General features: G+C 51.5%; 22 protein-coding genes and 1 pseudogene. 9 read left to right on the top strand and 14 right to left on the bottom strand.

Going from position 1 to position 19,628, the window contains the following annotated elements; all coding sequences use genetic code 11:
• Positions 1-61 precede the first annotated feature (61 nt).
• Positions 62-1,135: a 4Fe-4S binding protein gene (locus QZF50_RS10665; protein ID WP_000818479.1), complete on the top strand. Its 1,074-nt coding sequence runs from the start codon at positions 62-64 to the stop codon at positions 1,133-1,135.
• Positions 1,136-1,182: 47 nt separating this feature from the next.
• Here the strand turns inward: QZF50_RS10665 and QZF50_RS10660 are convergent, their stop codons facing one another.
• The 4 genes from QZF50_RS10660 to cspG are packed head-to-tail and all read right to left on the bottom strand — an operon-like array spanning position 1,183 to position 1,962.
• Entirely contained in the window at positions 1,183-1,356 is a 174-nt protein-coding gene (locus tag QZF50_RS10660; RefSeq protein ID WP_001019197.1) for an addiction module toxin, GnsA/GnsB family, read from the bottom strand.
• Entirely contained in the window at positions 1,346-1,576 is a 231-nt protein-coding gene (gene ymcE / locus QZF50_RS10655; RefSeq protein WP_001316982.1) for a protein YmcE, read from the bottom strand. Before ymcE ends, QZF50_RS10660 begins: the two co-directional genes overlap by 11 nt.
• Entirely contained in the window at positions 1,551-1,739 is a 189-nt protein-coding gene (locus QZF50_RS10650) for a cold-shock protein (RefSeq protein WP_071524879.1), read from the bottom strand. Before QZF50_RS10650 ends, ymcE begins: the two co-directional genes overlap by 26 nt.
• Positions 1,740-1,749: 10 nt before the next feature.
• Entirely contained in the window at positions 1,750-1,962 is a 213-nt protein-coding gene (gene cspG / locus QZF50_RS10645) for a cold shock protein CspG (RefSeq protein WP_000066490.1), read from the bottom strand.
• A gap of 285 nt (positions 1,963-2,247) precedes the next feature.
• On the opposite strand from cspG, the gene cspH reads away from it, so the two are divergent.
• From cspH to etk, 8 genes are all read left to right on the top strand, one after another.
• The gene (gene cspH, locus QZF50_RS10640) at positions 2,248-2,460 is read left to right on the top strand and encodes a cold shock-like protein CspH (RefSeq protein WP_000087763.1); all 213 of its coding nucleotides are present in this window, start codon (positions 2,248-2,250) and stop codon (positions 2,458-2,460) included.
• 441 nt (positions 2,461-2,901) lie between these two features.
• Positions 2,902-3,207, top strand: coding sequence for a threonine-rich inner membrane protein GfcA (locus tag QZF50_RS10635; protein WP_001295358.1), 306 nt, complete (start codon positions 2,902-2,904; stop codon positions 3,205-3,207).
• A gap of 106 nt (positions 3,208-3,313) precedes the next feature.
• A complete protein-coding gene (gene gfcB, locus QZF50_RS10630; RefSeq protein WP_001247610.1) occupies positions 3,314-3,958 on the top strand; it encodes a lipoprotein GfcB in 645 nt (214 codons plus the stop codon).
• Positions 3,955-4,701, top strand: a complete 747-nt coding sequence (locus QZF50_RS10625) for a capsule biosynthesis GfcC family protein (RefSeq protein WP_001038062.1) — start codon at positions 3,955-3,957, stop codon at positions 4,699-4,701. The genes gfcB and QZF50_RS10625 overlap by 4 nt, the downstream gene beginning before the upstream one ends.
• The gene (locus tag QZF50_RS10620; RefSeq protein WP_000742348.1) at positions 4,701-6,797 is read left to right on the top strand and encodes a YjbH domain-containing protein; all 2,097 of its coding nucleotides are present in this window, start codon (positions 4,701-4,703) and stop codon (positions 6,795-6,797) included. Before QZF50_RS10625 ends, QZF50_RS10620 begins: the two co-directional genes overlap by 1 nt.
• A gap of 45 nt (positions 6,798-6,842) precedes the next feature.
• Entirely contained in the window at positions 6,843-7,982 is a 1,140-nt protein-coding gene (locus QZF50_RS10615) for a polysaccharide export protein (RefSeq protein ID WP_001295357.1), read from the top strand.
• Entirely contained in the window at positions 7,970-8,416 is a 447-nt protein-coding gene (gene etp / locus QZF50_RS10610) for a protein-tyrosine-phosphatase Etp (RefSeq protein WP_000057871.1), read from the top strand. Before QZF50_RS10615 ends, etp begins: the two co-directional genes overlap by 13 nt.
• Before the next feature lie 19 nt (positions 8,417-8,435).
• On the top strand, positions 8,436-10,616 hold the full coding sequence (gene etk, locus QZF50_RS10605) for a tyrosine-protein kinase (protein ID WP_000208650.1): 2,181 nt from the start codon (positions 8,436-8,438) through the stop codon (positions 10,614-10,616).
• 114 nt (positions 10,617-10,730) lie between these two features.
• On the opposite strand, the gene appA is transcribed toward etk, so the two are convergent.
• The 10 genes and pseudogenes from appA to QZF50_RS10555 all read right to left on the bottom strand — a co-directional run.
• Entirely contained in the window at positions 10,731-12,029 is a 1,299-nt protein-coding gene (appA, locus tag QZF50_RS10600; RefSeq protein WP_001297112.1) for a bifunctional acid phosphatase/4-phytase, read from the bottom strand.
• 79 nt (positions 12,030-12,108) lie between these two features.
• Positions 12,109-12,201, bottom strand: a complete 93-nt coding sequence (cbdX, locus tag QZF50_RS10595; RefSeq protein ID WP_000270305.1) for a cytochrome bd-II oxidase subunit CbdX — start codon at positions 12,199-12,201, stop codon at positions 12,109-12,111.
• Between the two features lie 12 nt (positions 12,202-12,213).
• Complete coding sequence (gene appB / locus QZF50_RS10590) at positions 12,214-13,350, bottom strand: cytochrome d ubiquinol oxidase subunit II (protein WP_290388870.1); 1,137 nt, start codon at positions 13,348-13,350, stop codon at positions 12,214-12,216.
• Positions 13,351-13,361: 11 nt separating this feature from the next.
• Entirely contained in the window at positions 13,362-14,906 is a 1,545-nt protein-coding gene (appC, locus tag QZF50_RS10585) for a cytochrome bd-II oxidase subunit 1 (protein WP_000263563.1), read from the bottom strand.
• Positions 14,907-15,039: 133 nt separating this feature from the next.
• The gene (locus QZF50_RS10580; protein WP_000004899.1) at positions 15,040-15,897 is read right to left on the bottom strand and encodes a hydrogenase expression/formation protein; all 858 of its coding nucleotides are present in this window, start codon (positions 15,895-15,897) and stop codon (positions 15,040-15,042) included.
• The gene (hyaE, locus tag QZF50_RS10575; protein ID WP_000063978.1) at positions 15,894-16,292 is read right to left on the bottom strand and encodes a hydrogenase-1 operon protein HyaE; all 399 of its coding nucleotides are present in this window, start codon (positions 16,290-16,292) and stop codon (positions 15,894-15,896) included. Before hyaE ends, QZF50_RS10580 begins: the two co-directional genes overlap by 4 nt.
• On the bottom strand, positions 16,289-16,876 hold the full coding sequence (gene hyaD / locus QZF50_RS10570) for a hydrogenase 1 maturation protease (protein ID WP_000003671.1): 588 nt from the start codon (positions 16,874-16,876) through the stop codon (positions 16,289-16,291). The genes hyaE and hyaD overlap by 4 nt, the downstream gene beginning before the upstream one ends.
• Positions 16,873-17,580: a Ni/Fe-hydrogenase b-type cytochrome subunit gene (gene hyaC / locus QZF50_RS10565; RefSeq protein ID WP_001186424.1), complete on the bottom strand. Its 708-nt coding sequence runs from the start codon at positions 17,578-17,580 to the stop codon at positions 16,873-16,875. Before hyaC ends, hyaD begins: the two co-directional genes overlap by 4 nt.
• Before the next feature lie 18 nt (positions 17,581-17,598).
• Complete coding sequence (hyaB, locus tag QZF50_RS10560) at positions 17,599-19,392, bottom strand: Ni/Fe-hydrogenase large subunit (protein WP_000107384.1); 1,794 nt, start codon at positions 19,390-19,392, stop codon at positions 17,599-17,601.
• Positions 19,389-19,628 (bottom strand): annotated as a pseudogene (locus tag QZF50_RS10555) ([Ni/Fe] hydrogenase small subunit); the annotation flags it as partial. The pseudogene QZF50_RS10555 and the gene hyaB, both read right to left, overlap by 4 nt.

Raw genomic sequence — 19,628 nt, 5'->3', positions numbered from 1 at the left:
GCCAGTTAAGAACAACTAGAATAGTGGCATTTGGTATGCAACTTAACGGACTGGCAAAATCATGGCAGAGAAAAAAAGAACCCGCTGGCAGCGGCGGCCAGGCACGACGGGCGGCAAATTACCGTGGAATGACTGGCGCAATGCCACGACCTGGCGTAAAGCGACGCAATTATTACTGTTGGCAATGAATATTTATATTGCCATCACGTTCTGGTATTGGGTGCGCTATTACGAAACGGCAAGTAGCACGACATTTGTCGCCAGACCGGGAGGTATCGAAGGCTGGCTACCGATTGCCGGGCTGATGAATCTGAAATATAGCCTTGTAACAGGTCAGTTACCGTCCGTCCACGCCGCCGCGATGCTGTTATTGGTCGCTTTTATCGTCATCAGTCTATTACTCAAAAAGGCCTTTTGCTCATGGTTATGCCCGGTTGGTACGCTTTCTGAATTAATCGGCGATCTCGGTAACAAACTGTTTGGTCGGCAATGTGTCCTTCCCCGCTGGCTGGATATTCCTCTGCGCGGCGTGAAGTATTTGCTGTTGAGTTTTTTTCTCTATATCGCGTTATTGATGCCCGCTCAGGCGATTCACTATTTTATGTTGTCGCCCTACAGCGTGGTGATGGACGTTAAAATGCTCGATTTCTTTCGTCATATGGGGACCGCGACATTAATCAGCGTGACCGTTTTGCTGATTGCCAGCCTGTTTATTCGCCATGCCTGGTGTCGTTATCTTTGCCCATATGGCGCGCTGATGGGCGTGGTTTCGCTATTGTCGCCGTTTAAGATTCGTCGCAATGCCGAAAGTTGTATCGACTGTGGCAAATGCGCAAAAAATTGCCCATCACGGATCCCGGTCGATAAATTAATTCAGGTACGAACAGTGGAATGTACCGGCTGTATGACTTGCGTAGAGTCATGTCCGGTAGCCTCAACATTGACCTTTTCACTGCAAAAACCTGCGGCAAATAAAAAAGCCTTTGCGTTGTCTGGCTGGTTAATGACGCTACTGGTTCTGGGGATTATGTTTGCGGTGATTGGTTACGCAATGTATGCGGGAGTATGGCAAAGCCCGGTACCGGATGAATTGTACCGACGCTTAATTCCACAAGCGCCAATGATTGGTCACTAAATTAGCAACAAGCGGAACATCACCTCGCACGGGTGATGTTCACAAAATCACATTATTTTGATTTTGACATCATAACTTTCAAGCCCGGTCATTTTTTCTCGTGCGGTGAAGCGAATTTCAGAGACTTCTTTCCCTGTATTCTTGTTCAGCTCGGCGATTTTTTGCGCGATAAAGTCGGCGATTTCCGTTTCGGCTTGTTTTTTTAACTCTTCAATATTCACTGTTAACCTCTTCTGGTCTTGAAAGACAGCAACACGCCAGTAAGGTGTTGGTTCCCGGTACCCTAGTCAGGTAAGAAATGTTATAAGCCATCTCCCCGAAAGATTCAATAATCAACAGGTTATCGCTTACTATACATACAGCGTTGAAGAAAAATAAGGCAGATATAAAAAAGGCTCCACGAGGGAGCCTGATATTATTTTGTGAAATCCAGCGGCGCATGGTCAGTGCGTATTTGCAGCGCGACGTTATCAAAGGTGATCATAGTCGATTTACAAAAAATACACTTAGCGCCCAAAGGGTTTCGCTCCGTCACATCGAATGCCGATGTACGGTACTGTGAACCATGACAACATGGACAGCGGAAATGGAGATGTTGAGTAATAACGGCAACCTTAGAGCGTAACAACGTTCGCTGCCGCGGGGCCACGTTGCCCCTGCTCAATAGAAAATTCAACTTTCTGATTTTCGTTCAGCGTGCGGAATTCATTGCTCTGGATGGCAGTGAAATGGACGAAAACGTCTTTGCTGCCATCATCAGGAGTGATAAAGCCAAAACCTTTATCTGCGTTAAACCATTTTACTAAACCAGTCATTTTATTAGACATATTTTACTTCCTTCATTTTGGGCCTTTCGGCAAACAGGGCTTTAATACAGAAACTACTTAGTGTTCAGGAGAGAGACTCAAAAGAAGGGGATAATGCCTGATAATGAGAACTGCTTTAGTAAACTACTTTGTATGCTGTCTGTCTTTCAAACCGACGCAGCTATTAACGCATGATAATTGAGATTAAGCAAATTTTATTTTAGCCGTCCGGCGGTCTTAAATATCGCTGGCTTTATTTTATTAACCCCGTATAGTGCAGCGCAGTATTTTCAGTAAGGAATTTGTTTGTCCCGTAAAATGACAGGAATTGTCAAAACCTTTGATCGCAAAAGCGGCAAAGGATTCATTATCCCCTCCGACGGTCGTAAAGAAGTTCAGGTCCATATTTCCGCATTCACTCCCCGCGACGCAGAAGTGCTTATACCAGGATTACGTGTGGAATTTTGCCGCGTAAATGGCCTGCGAGGACCAACAGCGGCAAATGTTTATCTCTCTTAATATGACGCTGCTTGTTTAAAGCTGACTGGTTTTATTGGAATAGTGCAATAGTCAACATCATACATTATAACATCAGTTACTTTTCCACAAAGAAACTAATCCATTTAAGCGAATATCTCTGCACCTAATAGTTATAAATGCCATTTAACAGCCAGTTATAGTACCACTTGAAACTATATTACCAACAATAATTAATAGCTTTCGTAACAATTTCCTTATCTTTAATTTGTATTTTGCTAAGATTTATCTTATGTTCACAAGTCGTATTTCCAGAGGGGGATAGTTAACAATCTTATATTTCCCTCTGCGCGCCTTTCCTACCCGCAGTATATAGTGCAAGCGGTATGAGGAAAGGGAGATTTCACAAGGATGTTATACTCAAAGTAGACAATCCTGATCTCAAGCGTACGTATTGTCCATGCGATGAATAAAGGAAAAGTTATGAAACACAAGCTTTCTGCAATCCTTATGGCCTTCATGTTGACGACGCCAGCTGCGTTTGCTGCCCCTGAAGCAACAAACGGGACCGAGGCAACGACGGGTACTACTGGCACCACAACGACCACTACCGGCGCAACCACGACTGCTACTACCACTGGTGGCGTGGCTGCTGGCGCTGTCGGCACGGCGACAGTTGTCGGTGTGGCAACGGCTGTTGGTGTGGCGACATTGGCAGTTGTTGCAGCAAATGACAGTGGCGATGGCGGTTCTCATAACACCTCAACCACCACGTCCACTACACGCTAATACTGCTTTAACGCGTCGAAATTAAAGTTAAATGATACCCGGTTGCGATATTCGTACCGGGCTTTAGAGATTTGCATTTTTTTAATTAACCTTTCAAGGATTAAAGGTGCGCCCTCTTATTTTATCGATTTTCGCACTATTTCTTGCGGGATGTACGCACAGCCAGCAAAGTATGGTCGATACATTTCGCGCCAGCCTTTTCGATAATCAGGATATCACCGTAGCGGATCAGCAGATCCAGGCGTTGCCTTATTCCACGATGTATTTACGCCTTAATGAAGGGCAACGAATCTTTGTGGTACTGGGATATATAGAACAAGAACAAAGCAAATGGTTATCCCAGGATAACGCCATGCTGGTTACCCACAATGGACGTCTTTTAAAAACCGTCAAACTTAATAATAATCTGCTGGAAGTGACAAATTCCGGGCAGGACCCTCTGCGTAACGCGCTGGCAATAAAAGATGGCAGCCGCTGGACGCGCGATATTCTCTGGAGTGAAGACAACCATTTTCGCTCTGCGACCCTGAGTTCTACTTTTTCCTTTGCTGGATTAGAGACGCTGAATATTGCGGGTCGCAATGTGCTGTGTAATGTCTGGCAGGAAGAGGTGACTTCCACGCGGCCAGAAAAACAGTGGCAAAACACATTCTGGGTCGATTCGGCTACTGGCCAGGTTCGTCAAAGTCGGCAAATGTTAGGCGCAGGGGTTATTCCCGTAGAAATGACGTTTCTTAAACCCGCACCATGAATAAATTACAGTCGTATTTCATTGCCAGCGTACTTTACGTAATGACACCCCATGCCTTTGCGCAAGGAACGGTGACTATTTATCTGCCTGGCGAACAACAGACACTTTCCGTTGGCCCCATGGAAAATGTTGTCCAGTTGGTGACACAACCGCAACTGCGCGATCGCCTCTGGTGGCCTGGTGCCTTGCTGACCGACTCTGCGGCGAAAGCTAAAGCGCTTAAAGACTACCAACATGTCATGGCACAGCTTGCTTCCTGGGAAGCAGAAGCTGACGACGATGTGGCGGCAACGATTAAATCCGTGCGCCAGCAGTTACTCAATCTCAATATCACTGGTCGCTTACCGGTCAAACTGGACCCTGATTTTGTACGAGTGGATGAGAACAGCAATCCCCCGTTGGTCGGGGACTATACGCTCTATACCGTACAGCGTCCGGTGACTATTACTCTGCTGGGTGCGGTTTCTGGGGCTGGGCAATTGCCCTGGCAGGCAGGCCGTAGCGTTACCGATTATCTGCAAGATCACCCCCGCCTTGCAGGCGCGGACAAGAATAACGTTATGGTGATTACGCCTGAGGGTGAGACTGTCGTCGCCCCTGTTGCCCTGTGGAATAAAAGACATGTGGAACCACCGCCTGGCAGCCAGCTTTGGTTGGGCTTTTCTGCGCATGTACTGCCCGAAAAATATGCTGATTTAAATGACCAGATTGTGTCTGTTTTAACGCAACGTGTTCCTGACTGATGAAGAAGAATTCTTATCTTTTAAGCTGCCTGGCCATTGCCGTCTCCAGTGCCTGTCATGCTGAAGTATTAACCTACCCGGATCCGCTGGGTTCGTCGCAATCAGACTTTGGCGGCACAGGATTGTTGCAGATGCCAAATGCGCGCATCGCACCGGAAGGTGAATTCAGCGTCAACTACCGGGATAACGATCAATACCGGTTCTACTCCACCTCCGTGGCGCTGTTCCCATGGCTGGAAGGCACCATTCGTTATACGGATGTGCGCACACGCAAATATAGCCAGTGGGAAGATTTCAGCGGCGATCAGTCATACAAAGACAAATCATTCGATTTTAAACTTCGCCTGTGGGAAGAAGGTTACTGGCTACCGCAAGTGGCGTTTGGTAAACGTGATATTGCTGGTACGGGTCTGTTTGACGGTGAGTATCTGGTGGCCAGCAAGCAAGCGGGGCCATTTGATTTCACCCTCGGGATGGCATGGGGCTACGCCGGTAATGCGGGCAATATTACCAACCCGTTTTGCCGGGTGAGCGATAAATATTGTCATCGCGCAGAGTCTCACGATGCGGGCGATATCAGCTTTAGCGATATCTTTCGTGGCCCGGCTTCCATCTTTGGCGGCATTGAGTATCAAACGCCGTGGAATCCCCTGCGTCTGAAACTCGAATACGATGGCAACAATTACCAGAATGATTTCGCTGGCAAACTGCCTCAGGCAAGCCATTTCAACGTCGGCGCAGTTTATCGCGCTGCCAGCTGGGCAGATCTCAACCTGAGTTATGAACGCGGTAACACGTTGATGTTTGGCTTCACGTTACGGACCAATTTCAACGATCTGCGCCCTGCCCTGCGCGATACGCCAAAACCGGCATATCAACCTGCGCCTGAATCTGAAGGATTGCAGTACACCACAGTAGCGAACCAACTTACCGCGCTGAAGTACAACGCAGGTTTTGAAGCACCGGAAATTCAGCTGCGCGATAAGACGCTGTATATGTCTGGTCAACAATACAAATACCGTGATTCTCGCGAAGCGGTCGATCGTGCCAACCGGATTCTGGTGAATAACCTGCCGCAAGGCGTTGAGAAGATTAGCGTGACGCAAAAGCGCGAGCATATGGCGATGGTGACTACCGAAACCGACGTAGCCAGCCTGCGCAAACAGCTGGCTGGTACAGCGCCTGGTCAATCAGAGCAACTTCAACAACAACGTGTTGAAGCAGAAGATCTTTCTGCCTTTGGTCGGGGCTACCGTATTCGTGAAGATCGCTTTAGCTACTCTTTCAACCCAACACTTTCACAGTCGCTGGGCGGCCCGGAAGATTTCTATATGTTCCAGCTGGGGCTGATGTCCAGTGCCCGCTACTGGTTTACCGACCACCTGCTGCTTGATGGCGGTATTTTCACCAATATTTACAACAACTACGACAAGTTTAAGTCTTCGCTGTTGCCCGCGGACTCTACCCTGCCCCGCGTGCGCACGCATATCCGTGACTACGTTCGCAATGACGTTTATCTCAACAACTTGCAGGCGAACTATTTTGCTGACTTAGGCAATGGTTTCTATGGCCAGGTGTATGGCGGTTATCTGGAAACGATGTATGCCGGTGTCGGTTCCGAGCTGCTTTATCGCCCGCTAGATGCCAGCTGGGCGCTGGGTGTGGACGTTAACTACGTGAAGCAGCGTGACTGGGACAACATGATGCGTTTCACCGATTATTCCACGCCAACAGGTTTCGTGACGGCTTACTGGAACCCGCCGACGCTCAATGGCGTACTGATGAAACTTAGCGTTGGGCAATATCTGGCAAAAGATAAAGGCGCAACGATCGACGTCGCCAAACGCTTTGACAGCGGCGTGGCGGTAGGGGTATGGGCGGCAATCAGTAACGTATCTAAAGATGACTACGGCGAAGGCGGCTTTAGTAAAGGTTTTTATATCTCGATTCCATTCGACTTGATGACCATTGGACCTAACCGCAACCGCGCGGTGGTTTCGTGGACACCATTGACGCGTGATGGTGGACAAATGCTGTCACGCAAATACCAGCTCTATCCAATGACGGCAGAGCGAGAAGTACCGGTTGGACAATAACCTGACGTAATTCATAACATTACATTGACTGATAAATATAAACCAATGAAAAAGAACATTTTTAAGTTTTCGGTACTGACATTGGCTGTTCTGTCTTTGACAGCATGTACCCTTGTTCCTGGTCAGAATTTATCGACCAGTAACAAGGATGTCATTGAACTACCTGACAATCAGTATGACCTGGACAAAATGGTCAATATCTATCCCGTCACGCCAGGATTGATTGATCAGTTGCGCGCCAAACCGATTATGTCGCAGGCTAACCCGGAGCTGGAGCAGCAAATCGCAAACTATGAATATCGTATCGGCATTGGGGATGTGTTGATGGTTACGGTCTGGGATCACCCGGAACTAACCACCCCCGCAGGGCAATACCGTAGCGCCAGTGATACCGGCAACTGGGTTAACGCCGATGGTGCGATTTTCTACCCCTATATTGGTCGCCTGAAAGTGGCCGGGAAAACACTTACCCAGGTACGCAACGAGATTACAGCGCGTCTGGATTCAGTCATTGAAAGCCCGCAAGTCGATGTCAGCGTCGCGGCGTTCCGCTCGCAAAAAGCGTACGTCACCGGCGAAGTCAGCAAATCGGGTCAGCAGCCGATTACCAATATTCCTCTGACCATCATGGATGCGATTAACGCCGCGGGCGGTCTGACCGCAGATGCAGACTGGCGCAACGTGGTGCTCACCCAGAATGGCGTAAAGACCAAAGTGAACCTCTATGCGCTGATGCAGCGTGGCGACTTGCGCCAGAACAAACTGCTGCACCCGGGCGATATTTTATTTATTCCGCGCAACGATGATCTGAAAGTCTTCGTGATGGGTGAAGTGGGTAAACAGAGCACGCTGAAAATGGACCGCAGCGGTATGACCCTGGCGGAAGCGCTGGGTAACGCTGAGGGTATGAATCAGGATGTCGCTGATGCGACGGGGATTTTTGTTATTCGTGCAACGCAAAACAAGCAGAATGGCAAAATCGCCAATATTTATCAGCTGAATGCGAAGGACGCATCGGCAATGATACTCGGAACGGAATTCCAGCTTGAACCTTACGACATTGTTTATGTCACTACTGCGCCGCTGGCTCGTTGGAACCGTGTGATTTCTCTGCTGGTACCGACGATTTCCGGGGTGCATGACCTGACAGAGACTTCACGGTGGATTCAAACATGGCCCAACTAAAATTTAACTCAATCCTGGTGGTTTGTACCGGCAACATTTGCCGTTCGCCCATTGGCGAGCGCTTGCTGCGTAAACGTCTGCCAGGCGTAAAAGTCAAATCGGCAGGTGTTCATGGTCTGGTAAAACACCCTGCAGATGCGACAGCAGCAGATGTTGCCGCTAATCATGGCGTATCTCTTGAAGGACATGCCGGACGTAAGCTCACTGCTGAGATGGCACGAAATTACGATCTGATTCTGGCAATGGAGTCAGAGCATATTGCTCAGGTTACCGCAATCGCTCCCGAGGTCCGCGGGAAGACAATGCTGTTTGGGCAATGGCTGGAACAGAAAGAGATCCCGGATCCCTATCGTAAAAGTCAGGACGCATTTGAACATGTCTACGGTATGTTGGAGCGCGCCAGTCAGGAATGGGCGAAGCGCCTCAGCCGGTAATTTGAGTTTATAAAATACGATGACAACTAAAAATATGAATACGCCACCAGGCAGCACTCAGGAAAATGAGATCGATCTGCTTCGTCTGGTCGGCGAGTTATGGGATCACCGTAAGTTTATTATCAGCGTGACCGCGTTATTCACGCTGATCGCTGTCGCTTACTCGCTGTTAAGTACACCAATTTATCAGGCAGATACTCTGGTCCAGGTTGAGCAAAAACAGGGCAACGCCATTCTCAGCGGCCTGAGCGATATGATCCCTAACTCATCGCCCGAGTCTGCACCGGAGATCCAACTGCTGCAATCGCGCATGATTCTCGGTAAAACCATTGCTGAACTGAATCTGCGCGACATAGTTGAGCAGAAGTATTTTCCGATTGTGGGTCGCGGCTGGGCGAGATTAACCAAAGAAAAACCAGGTGAGCTGGCGATCAGCTGGATGCATATTCCACAACTGAATGGTCAGGATCAGCAACTGACACTCACGGTTGGGGAAAACGGCCACTATACACTGGAAGGTGAAGAGTTCACCGTCAATGGTATGGTCGGCCAGCGTCTGGAAAAAGATGGCGTTGCGCTGACTATCGCGGACATTAAGGCCAAACCAGGAACACAGTTTGTCCTGAGCCAGCGTACCGAACTGGAAGCGATTAACGCATTGCAGGAAACCTTTACCGTTAGCGAACGCAGTAAAGAAAGCGGGATGCTGGAACTTACCATGACTGGTGATGATCCCCAGTTGATTACTCGTATTCTGAACAGCATCGCTAACAACTATTTGCAACAGAATATCGCTCGCCAGGCGGCGCAGGATTCACAAAGCCTTGAATTCTTACAGCGCCAGTTACCTGAAGTGCGCAGCGAGCTGGACCAGGCGGAAGAAAAACTCAACGTTTATCGCCAGCAGCGCGATTCGGTTGACCTTAACCTGGAAGCCAAAGCCGTTCTTGAGCAGATTGTGAACGTTGATAATCAACTCAATGAGCTGACCTTCCGCGAGGCAGAGATCTCCCAGCTGTATAAGAAAGATCACCCAACTTATCGTGCGCTGCTGGAAAAACGCCAGACGCTGGAGCAAGAACGCAAACGCCTGAATAAGCGGGTATCGGCAATGCCTTCCACCCAACAGGAAGTGTTGCGTTTAAGTCGTGACGTAGAAGCGGGCCGTGCGGTATATCTGCAATTACTTAACCGCCAGCAGGAGTTGAGTATTTCGAAATCCAGTGCCATTGGTAACGTGCGGATTATCGACCCGGCAGTCACTCAGCCGCAGCCAGTGAAACCGAAAAAAGCGTTGAATGTGGTGCTTGGTTTTATTCTTGGCCTGTTTATTTCTGTGGGTGCCGTGCTGGCGCGTGCGATGTTGCGTCGTGGTGTAGAAGCCCCGGAACAACTGGAAGAGCACGGCATCAGCGTTTATGCCACTATCCCAATGTCCGAGTGGCTGGATAAACGCACCCGTCTGCGTAAGAAAAATTTATTTTCTAATCAGCAGCGCCATCGTACTAAAAATATCCCCTTCCTGGCGGTGGATAACCCGGCGGATTCTGCTGTGGAAGCCGTACGTGCGCTACGAACCAGTCTGCATTTCGCTATGATGGAGACGGAGAATAACATTCTGATGATCACCGGTGCGACGCCAGACAGTGGTAAAACGTTTGTCAGTTCAACTCTGGCAGCGGTGATCGCCCAGTCCGATCAAAAAGTGTTATTTATTGATGCCGACTTACGCCGTGGTTATTCGCATAACCTGTTTACCGTGAGTAATGAACATGGCTTGTCGGAATATCTGGCAGGTAAAGATGAGCTCAACAAAGTGATCCAGCATTTTGGCAAAGGAGGCTTTGATGTGATTACTCGCGGTCAGGTGCCACCTAACCCGTCTGAACTGCTGATGCGCGATCGGATGCGTCAATTACTGGAATGGGCGAACGACCATTACGATCTGGTGATTGTCGATACGCCGCCGATGCTGGCGGTGAGTGATGCCGCGGTCGTGGGGCGTTCTGTTGGCACCAGCCTGCTGGTTGCGCGTTTTGGCTTGAACACCGCCAAAGAGGTGAGTTTGTCAATGCAGCGTCTGGAACAGGCAGGCGTCAATATTAAAGGCGCTATCCTCAATGGTGTGATTAAACGCGCCAGCACCGCTTACAGTTACGGCTATAACTATTACGGTTATAGTTACTCCGAGAAAGAGTAAAACTGAAAGTGGCCGGATGCGGCGTGAACGCCTTTTCCGGTCTACGCATTAGACAGTTCTTCGTTTGTCATCAGCCTCAGAGCATTCAGGTAACTGAATGCTCTTTTTTATGCATTACAAACTGCACGCCGGTATGCGTGCTTCATTCACGATTTGCGTAAAACCTGCCAACGAACACATGCCCTGCGCATTTCGCTCTTCACATCCTGCCAGGGTCAGTTTCACCTCTCCGGGCGGCGTATTTAATGACAGCGGCGTTTTATCACGCATCTGCTGTAAAGTCTGGAAGACCAGCGAAACCTGAATCCACTGGCTGTTATCGCTTAGCCGACGCCAGCGTTCAAACACCAGTTCACCACCTGGCGGCGTGTTATCCGGCTGACCGGGAAGCGTCCAGTTGAGCTCCAGTGCGCCGCCGAGATTTGCCAGATTAGTATCGTGTCCGGCGATAAACAGCACTGAAGTGGGTAATGTCACACCATACGCCTGTTTTTGCGGTGGATGGGGCGTCAACGCTGCCATGATCAAATCCAATAACGGGGTGGCGCGGCTGCGGGCAACCTCTGGCGTGCGTTGTAGCAAATAAAATTGCGCGTTATGCAAACTTAGCAAGGTGTTCCACTGGTGTGAATCGGTGATCCTTCCCCACCCCGGCTCCGGCATTCCCTGTGCTTGTTGCAGGAGAAATATCTCCGTCAGCATTGATGCGAGGCTTACCGCACCGGTTAATGAGACATTGTCGGCGCTCACCTTGAGTTCCGATGGTAATGCCTGCGTTAATGAACAGCTTTCGTCCTGTTTCTCACGTTTAAGGCACAAGTTTGATTGCGGAAAATTAAGCACCCGTTCCAGTTCGCGAAACGCCGTTTGCCGATGCCCGGTAAAGTCAGCAATTGACCCTCCTGCCCTGCTGAGGATCGCGTCAGTCACGTTCGCGTTATCCAGTTGGCAAACGCCAGTTTTTAGAGGATTAAATAACGGATCGGGACTGGACGTATCTGCCTGGGTATGTACGGTTATTGCACAGTCAGGTGCCAGCCCGGCGGCGAAGGCTTCGCCTGTTTTACGGGTACGCTCGTCGACATCAGCAATAATCGCGACCTGACCAGACTGCGGGCAGCCCTTTTTCGCCAGCAATCCGTCGGCTACCAGACGCTGGCGTTGGTAATGTCCGAGATAGGCGATTAGCTCACCACCGCGCGGTGTCAGCCAACCCAGTTTTACCGGCCAGGTTGGCCATGCGTCTGGGGTGACATCCTGCATCAGTTGCGTGGCCTTGGTTGGAGCACGCACACCATGACGACTGACAATCACCACACTTTCCAGCTTCAGCTCCGGCTCACTCTGAGCGAATGCAGATTGCGGGGTTAACGGAATCAGAAGAGATAAAAATGGGATTAAGATCGCTTTCATCGATATGTTTCCGCTTTTCATATCTGACATTATTGATTGCCTGATGCGATGCTAATGCGCCGCATCAGGCCTACGTTCGTTAACTTTTCAGACGCGGGTCCAGCCATACCAACACAAGGGTGGAGAGCGAACACATCAACAAAATGCCGACGAACCAAAGTAAATACCACATTGTTCCTGCTCCTTAGTACAACTCGTTTTCGTTACGGCGGAGAGTTTCTGTTGTCATGCGTCCCCACATTTTGTAGTAGCTCCAGAGAGTGTAGAGCAACACAATGGGCAAAAATATCAGCACGATTACCAACATAATGCTCAGCGTCAGCTGACTGGAAGTGCTGTCCCACAACGTCAGGCTGGAGATTGGACTCACGCTTGACGGCATGACAAAGGGGAACAGCGTGATGCCTGCCGTGAAAATCACGCCAAATTGCATCAATGACGCCATTAAAAATCCCCAACCCGGGCGACCACGATAATTCGCCATCACCGTCAGCAATGGGCAGAAGAACCCCAGCAGCGGGAAGATCCACAAAACGGGCGATTCGACGAAATTATTCATCCAGGCACCAGGTAGCACTGCCACCAGTTTCATTAACGGATTGGAAGGACCGTTAGCATCCTGGGCGAGCAGTACAAAGCCATCAATACCGACCCACAGCCAGTAACCCGCCAGCAAAAAGCACAGCATCACCAACAGTGCAGCGCGTTTGGTGGCCAGCTGTGAACGCAGATGAATCACACCAACAGTTTTCAGTTGTAACCAGACGCCACCTTGCAAAATCACCATCCCAAGGCTGAGCAATCCGCACAATAAAGGGAATGGCGTCAGCAGTTGCCAGAAGCTGCCAAGATACTCCACGCGTAATTGCGGTGTGAAGGCAAACGGCACGCCGAGCAACAAGTTGCCGAAGGCGATACCGAAGACTACCGGCGGCACCAGACTGCCGATGACCAGACCGGCGTCCCACATTTTACGCCAGCGTGCATCGGCGATTTTTCCGCGATAATCAAAGGCCAGCGGGCGGAAGAACAGTGAGCACAGCACCAGGATCATCGCCACATAAAAGCCGGAAAACGCCGCTGCATACACTCTGGGCCAGGCGGCAAATAATGCCCCACCAGCGAGGATCAACCAGACCTGGTTGCCTTCCCAGTGTGCACCAACGCTGTTTATCACTATCCGGCGTTCATCATCATTACGCGCCACCAGCGGCAGCAGACAGCCGATCCCCATGTCAAATCCGTCGGAGATCATAAAGACCACCAGGATCACGCCAATCAGCAGCCACCAGATGAAGCGCAATGTTTCATAATCAAACATGATTTTCTCCTTTACCCCTGTTGCTGCGTCGGTTGTTCACTCTGCATCGCGCTCGGCCCCAGACGGGCATATTTCTGCATCAGGTAGACTTCGGCGATTAAGAACAGGGTGTAAAGCCCTACGATCATGATCAGTGAGAAAGCCAGTTGTCCTGTGGTTAAAGCGGAGTGCGCGGAGTATGTCGGTAAGATGTCCTGTATCGCCCACGGCTGACGACCAAACTCGGTCATAAACCACCCGGCTTCAATCGCAATCCACGGCAACGGCAAACTCCAGAGCGCCATTTTCAGCACCCAGCGATGCTGGTCGATTTTGCCACGCAGCGTCTGGACAAGCGCAATCAGCATCACCAGTAGCAGCAGGGAACCACAGCCCACCATGATGCGGAAACTCCAGAATACCGGCGCAACCTGAGGTATCGCGCCACGCATCGCCGCCTGGTACTGTGCGGCTGTGACATGATTCATATCCGGCGCATAGCGGGAGAGCAACATGCCGTAGCCCAGGTCACCTTCCAGTTCCCGGAATGCCTGCAACACATGCGGCTCACGATTGCCTTGCGATATTTCCTGCATTAACAGCCAGGCCATACGTCCGCGTTGCAAGCGTGGGTAGGTTTCAGCCATCAAATTCTTCAGACCCGGCACGGGTTTATCTAATGAGTGAGTGGCGAGGATCCCTAGCAGCGCGGGAATTTTGATGGCAAAGGCGTTACGCTCTTGATCCTGTTCCGGCCAGGCAACCACATGGAACGGTGCAGGTGCAGGTTCCGTTTGCCACTCCCCTTCCATCGCCGCCAGTTTTACCGGTTGTACTTGCGCGACTTCATACGCAGAACTGTCTCCGAGTTGCAGGGTACCGATAATCGCCAGAGTACCGAAGACGGAACCGATGGCAAACGAACGTAATGCGACATCGCGCTCCCGTCCGCGCAGTAAATACCAGGCGCTGATCGCCATAATAAACATGGCCCCGGTCACGTAGCCCGCCATTACGGTGTGCACAAATTTCACCTGGCTGACCGGGTTAAAGACCAGCTCGCTGAAGCTGGTCATCTCCATACGCAGGGTGTCGATATCAAAATGCGCACCGGTCGGGTATTGCATCCAACCGTTGGCATTCAATATCCACAATGCAGAGAGATTTGAACCGAACGCCACCAGCCACGTCACCAGCAGGTGCTGGTATTTATTCAGCCGCTGCCAGCCGAAGAAGAACAGCCCGACAAAGGTGGATTCGAGGAAGAAGGCCATTAATGCTTCCATCGCCAGTGGTGCGCCAAAAATATCGCCCACATAGTTGGAATAGAATGACCAGTTAGTACCAAACTGAAACTCCATGGTCAGGCCGGTAGCCACGCCAAGAGCAAAATTGATACCGAAGAGCTTACCCCAGAAGCGCGTCATATCGCGGTAGATTGTTTTGCCGGTGACCACGTAAATGGTTTCCATGATAGCCAGCAAAAAAATCAGCCCCAGGGTAAGGGGTACAAATAAAAAGTGATACAGCGCGGTCAGAGCAAACTGCCAGCGCGATAAATCAATGACATCCCACATGCGCACTCCTGTAGGCGAAGAGAGAAAAATAACCCGATAATGGTAGATCTCCCTCTTTATCCTGAAACTCTACGACCAGAGGTATTCGCCGATTGCGATATTCATAAGACTGAAAGCGATACTTACCGTCTTTTTACGTCGGTGCAGCTTCCGCCAGCCACTGACATACCTCGCTAAGCCGCTGCGCAGAGTCGACCAAATCTTCTGGCGCTGCCAGCACCACTTCCGGTATTGGGCAGATTTCATAACTTTCCAGTAACGGGCCTTTTAAGGTGTCCGTACAGCGTAAATGCCAGACATGGCGTAACCCCGTGGCGTTGATATAGCTCTCGCCATAGCCAATGGTACGAATCTGAATATTTCCCGGCCCACAGAGACGTGAGAGAAAAAGCCGATCAGCCTCGCTGATGGGTAATTGCGTCAGATTAATGCTGTGCGGCTGCGCGTCGGGGTTACGTACATGTGCCAGTAACTCATGCGCCAACGGTAGGCCATTCATCAGGCCATCAATGGGCGGCGGTAACAGCGAATCTGTCGGCAAGAGATTTTGCGTTGCCGCCTGCCACAACGCCAGCGGCGCGCAGCCAGCCTCCAGTTTGTCCTCCAGCAACTTTTCGCCGCGACGTCTGCGCACCCGCCATAATCCGCAGAAGATCGCCTCCTGTATTTCACTTTCACTGTCGTCAGCCTGCTGAATGCGCACTGACACTTCCCCTTCCCCGAGAAGCGTATTGATAAAGTGACGATCGTCGGCGTTGAGATTTAACAGATCGACTGCCAGCACCTCGCCCAACGGCGGTTGGCGTTCGCTTAGTTGATGTTGTAACTCGTTTAACAGCGCAATCACCTGCGGGCTGTGAGCACATTGCTCCAGGGCCGCCATACTCGGTTCATCATTCACCTGACAGGTGATCGGCAGTGGATTCATGCTGAAACTGTCATCGTTCGGTTGCGTTCCTGGCCCCAGCAGATGGAAAAAAGTTTCGCTCATGAGGCACGCTCCTGCTGCGGTTCGACAAGCCCGCGCATCAGGTTTATCAGTTCCGCCCACGGGTGAATACCATTCAGCACGCCGCGATAGTTTCCGCCGGTAAACACTAAAGTGGCAGGAAAGCGAAAGACGCCAAAGCGATCGCCGATGGCTTCGCTCTGCTCAAGGTCAGCAATCGCCACCTGCCATGTATAGTCGGGAAACTCGCGCAGTAATTCGCCAATCATTACCGGATTATCGCTGACCTCTGGCGTGCGTTTCGGGTCACTGCTTAATAACACCACGCCGTCTGGCGCTTGCGTAAGCCAGTCGTCAAGACGGGATTCACTGACTGGCGTCCAGCCGCGCGCCAGCATTCGTTGCCACAACGCATCAAATGGCGTGTCGTTGCTCATCCCTGCTCCTCCTGTGTCATCCGGTACTGGCGCAAGCGAACGCCTTCGTAATTTTCCATCGACAGACAGTCATAATTGAGACAGCGCGATTCATTAGCCGGTTGCGGCACAATTCCCCACGCAGCCAGCTGCGCCAGCGCCGCCTGTTCCGCAGCGGGCAGTTGCTCCCGTGCCAGTTCGCTCAGGCTACCGCCGTAGTCGTCGAGCATTGCGGGTTGCAGACCGACGAGGGCAATATGTGCTGGCAGATGTCCGCGGATATCCGCCAGCGCCAACACTTCGGAGAAACTGTTCTGATGCAGGCTCATTTTCTTCGCGCTGAGATAAGCCGGAATGCGTTCTCCGGCATAGGTTCGCAGCGTTCCAGGTTCCAGCCCGTAGTCAATGGCATCGAGAATCAACAGATGGCTGGCGCTTTCGACATACCCCAGCAAGTTCAGTCCCTGAGTACCGCCATCGACAATCTCCACATACTCGGGCCAGTGGTAATGGGCATACAGCCGTTCCGCCACCCGCACGCCGAAGCCTTCATCGGCCCACAGCAGGTTGCCCAGCCCCATGACCACCACGCGTTGCTCGCTCATGAACGCTCCTTGTTACTTATTTTGCCAAATTTGTGGCTACGGTAGCCGTTGACCATGGTGGAGATCACCGTGTCGTCGGACATGATGTCTTCACGCAGCGCCATGTAGACATGACCGATCACAAACGCGCCAATCAGCCACATCCCCAGCCGATGCCAGCTGTGAATGTCCATTGAGTTGCCACCCGTCCAGTAGAAAAATTCCACCACATAACGGAACGGCGCAAAAATAGCGTACTGGCTGTGTTCGCTGTACAGCGCAAAACCAGTGATGATCATAAAGACCGACATCAGGAAATAGCCGAACATCGCCGCCTGGGCGATGGGATTATGGCCTATATCGGCACTCGGACGTTTTGCCAGAAACAGATACCAGCGGATTTCATACCACACGCCCTGCCACCAGCTTTTACGCCATACCGGCACGATAAACAGCTCGCGGGAGTATCGATTGCCAACAAAAGCCCAGTAGATCCGCATCAGCAAAACCACGGTAAAAACCATCCCGGCGCTGAAGTGAATTAACCTGATGTAGCCCATATAGAACAGATACGTCGCCTCGCCGCTGACGGAAGGTAGCGGCTTGCCGATAAAGTATCCGGTGACCATCAACACCGCCATGCATAACACCGTCAACCAGTGCCAGATGCGGACTGGCGCTTCAAAGACATAGTGGCTGACAACGTTGTCGCTTTTCTGTTGCATGATGATTCTCCTTCGCTGTTAACGCACCTGCACGGAGATCAGCTCGCTACCGTCGTCGCCCAGCACGTGTGTTGAACAGGCGAGGCACGGGTCAAAGCTGTGCAGAGTACGCAGGATCTCCAGCGGTTGCTCGGGGATCGCCATTTTGGTGTTCATCAGCGCCGCTTCATAAGCGCCAATCTGCCCTTTGGGATCGCGCGGGCTGGCGTTCCAGGTGGTCGGCACCACGCACTGGTAGAGATCAATCTTGCCATCGCGAATGGCGGCCCAGTGGCCTAACGCCCCGCGCGGCGCTTCGGTAAAACCGACACCACGGCACTCTGTCGGCCAGGTTGCAGGTTCCCATTTTTCCGTGGAAGCAGTGGCGAGATTGCCGTTTTTCAGGTTGGTCATCAGCTTGTCGAAGAAATACTGCAACTTACCTGCGGCCCACTGCGCTTCGTGCGCGCGGCACAAAATGCGGCCTAACGTTGACTGGATACCGGAAAGCGGCAGGTTCAACGCCGACATCATGCGATCGACCGACTCAACGGTCGCAGCATCGCCTTTGTGATAAGCGATTAACGTGCGCGCCAGCGGCCCCACTTCCATCGCGTTACCGCGCCAGCGTGGCGCTTTGATCCACGAGTAGCGTTCCTGTTCATTCAGCTGCTGAATGTTGGTATCGCTGCCTTTGACATCGCCGGGGTTGTACCACGGGTCGGTGATGCCATCGAACGGATGACGCCCGACCTGATCGTTGGGATATCGATACCAGGCGTGGTCGACAAACTCCTGCACCTGCTGCGGATCAACCAAATCCACTGGCAGCACATTGTTGAAGTCGCCGTTAATCACCGCGCCGCCAGGCATCAGCAGACTTTTCTCGCCAAAGTCGTTGGCAATATCCGGGAATGCGCCGTAGCTGAGAACGCATTTATCAGAAAGACCAGTGCCGATTTCGCTCCACGGTTTGTTGAACTGACCGATGGCTAAGGCGTCGGGGATCATCACGTTGTTAATGAAGTCCGCCGTGCGGGTGATAATTGACTGCACCAGGTTCAGGCGTTCCATATTGACTGCCCCGACCGCGCCGCTTTCGTCAATGTTGATGGCGCAAGGCATCCCGCCGACAATCCAGTTTGGATGCGGGTTTTTACCGCCAAAGACCGCGTGGATTTTCACAATTTCACGCTGGAAATCGAGAGCTTCGAGGTAGTGGGCAAAGCCCATCAGGTTGGCTTCTGGCGGCAACTTGTACTGCGGGTGCCCCCAGTAGCCATTGCGGAAGATCCCCAACTGCCCGCCTTCAACGAATTTTTTCAGGCGGTTTTGTACGTCGAAGAAATAGCCCGGGGATGATTTCGGCCAAGAGGAGAGACTTTGCGCCAGTTCGGAGGTTTTCCGCGGGTCGGCTTTCAGCGCATCTAACACATCGATCCAGTCCATCCCGGCAAGCTGATAGAAGTGCACCAGATGATCGTGGCACCAGAGCGTTGCCAGCATAATGTTGCGGATGATATTGGCGTTGTCCGGCACTTTAATACCGATAGCATCTTCGATGGCGTAAACCGAAGCCAGGGCGTGTACGCCAGTACAGACGCCGCAGATACGTTCAACGAACGCCCACGCATCGCGCGGGTCGCGCCCTTGCAGAATGATCTCCAGCCCGCGAAACATGGTGCCGCAGGAGACGGCATTGGTGATCACATTCTGATCGTTAATATTCACTTCGCAGCGCATGTGGCCTTCGATGCGCGTAATCGGGTCGACCACCAGGCGGCGTCCGGCATTATTGATAGTGTATCCCTGAGTTTCGTACTGAGTGCTCATGCCTGTTTATCCTCATTGCCTGGCTGATGTTCGGTTTCTGTAGGTTGCTGGTTATGACGTCTGCGCTGGTCAACGGCGCTGGCGACTGCGTGCACACCAACAGCCGCTGCCACCACGCCAAGCGCGGTTAAACCGACGGTATCGGCAGTGGAATGAGTACCCATTTGCGGAATATCGACCACGCGGCTGTAGAACGAACCGCGATCCCAGAAACCATTTTCCGCACAGCCCAGGCA

Source organism: uncultured Escherichia sp. (assembly GCF_948475835.1).
Taxonomy (GTDB): Bacteria; Pseudomonadota; Gammaproteobacteria; order Enterobacterales; family Enterobacteriaceae; genus ECMA0423.
This window is presented reverse-complemented; position numbering and strand designations above follow the sequence as displayed.